Annotated in this window: 1 protein-coding gene and 1 pseudogene; one reads left to right on the top strand and one right to left on the bottom strand. The window is 59.9% G+C overall.

Annotated elements, in window-relative coordinates:
* Window positions 1-668 (top strand): annotated as a pseudogene (gene tnpC / locus FA740_RS19350) (IS66 family transposase); the annotation flags it as partial.
* Window positions 669-834: 166 nt separating this feature from the next.
* Here tnpC and FA740_RS19345 read toward each other — a convergent pair.
* Window positions 835-1,545, bottom strand: a complete 711-nt coding sequence (locus FA740_RS19345; protein ID WP_136858417.1) for a hypothetical protein — start codon at window positions 1,543-1,545, stop codon at window positions 835-837.
* Window positions 1,546-1,744 lie beyond the last annotated feature (199 nt).

Below are 1,744 nucleotides of genomic sequence, written 5' to 3'. Positions count from 1 at the left end.
GCAGAGCGCATCCTGCAGGGCTTTGACGGCATTCTGCAGCTGGATGGCTACACTGGCTACAACCGCCTGACGCGTCCGTCCCGGACAGGCGGCGCGCCGATCACCGTTGCCCATTGCTGGGCGCATGCCCGACGCAAGCTGAAGGAGATCTTCGATCGCGACGGATCCGAGATCGCAGCCGAAGGTCTGCGCCGGATTGCCGAGCTTTACCGGATCGAGGCTGAGATCCGCGGCATGGGCCCCGGCCAGCGGCTGTCGGCCCGCCAGGCGCGCACTGCGCCGCTGGTCGCCGCATTCGGCGAATGGCTGCAGCTGCAGTGTCGGCGCATATCGATGAAGTCGCGCCTCGGCGAGAAGCTGGCCTATATCCACCGCCACTGGGACGGGTTGCAGACCTTGCCTCGCGCGACGGCCGTGTCGAGATCGACTCCAACTGCGTCGAGAACCTGATCCGCCCGATCGCCCTGACCCGCAAGAATGCACTCTTCGCCGGCCATGACGAGGGCGGGAGATCCTGGGCGCGCATCGCATCCCTGATCGCCACCGCGAAGATCAACGGCGTCGAGCCCTTTGCCTATCTGAAGGCAACCTTGGAGGCCGTGGCCGCCGGTCACCCGCAGGCAAGGATCGACGATCTGCTGCCTTGGAACTTCAAGCCAGCAAGCTAAAAGCGTGTGGGGCGTAGCCGCCGCTTACTCACCAAATGCCGTCAGATGCTCCCAAGGAGATTTCCTACTGGAGTTGCTTAACCGTTACCCTAAGGGCCAGCCGCTTCAACTCCCAGATGTAGAATACTGCAGGGTGGTGAGTTGGGGTGAGGACCTTTGGGATCGGCTACTGAACCAAGATCGGCTTGAGCATGCTATCGGTGTCCAGCTTCAGCGCACTGCGCCAGAGCGGGGTTTTAAATACATGATAGGTCTGCTTGCCCTGGCGCTCTTCTCGGGTCTGAGCCAGCAACCCCGCCCATTCCAGTGGCCGTAGTACGGATGACGCGAACACATTCACTTCGCGCCATCCGGCATCTTCCTTGCCGTAGAAGGCAGCAAACAGTTCCTGCTCGGAGACGCCATGGTCGGCCTCGACGTTAATGACGTTCATCCAGACGTCCCACTTGCCGAAAGGGCGCTCTTCGAACCGAACGTAGAACGCATGGTCAATCTTGAGAACAAAGAAAGGGATCAGCTCTGCAAAGAGACGCGCCGGTTCCTCCGCAAGGGCGGCGCCGCGTTTGGTCAGCCGGAACTCGCCCTTGAAGTGCCTACCGAAGCGCAGCGCTATAAGAAGGTAGTGCAAGACCTCGAGCGGCGGGAATTCGTATTCATTGATGACCTTGCTGTAGCGGAACATCTCGGCTGCGCTCTTTCCGGGCCAGTCAAAGTTCTCGACCGCCCAGTGCACGAAGACACGCTTGAATGCCTTCGTCTTGGTTAAGGCGATAGGTCCATGATCCTGGGCATAGCGAAGCGTCAGCAGCGCCGCGCGCAAAAGCGGCGAGTGCGCCAAGTCGGGATGGTCGTCAGCAAGGCTACGAAACTCGATCATGGCGCAAGGCTGCCACAGCATATTTCGCGAAGCCAGAATCAAGAAAGGCCGTGCTGTCCGGACGACTCGTCAAACGTTGATGTGGCGTTGAGTTGTTTTGCGGGCATGCGAAAGCCCCGCTGTTGGGCGGGGCGTATAGAATTGTTATCGCGATATTTTTTTGGTTGCGGGGATAGGATTTGAACCTATGACCTTCAGG

This window comes from Paracoccus hibiscisoli (assembly GCF_005048265.1).
GTDB lineage: Bacteria > Pseudomonadota > Alphaproteobacteria > Rhodobacterales > Rhodobacteraceae > Paracoccus > Paracoccus hibiscisoli.
The sequence above is the reverse complement of the archived record's forward strand: the minus strand, read 5'-3'. Positions and strand labels throughout refer to the sequence as shown.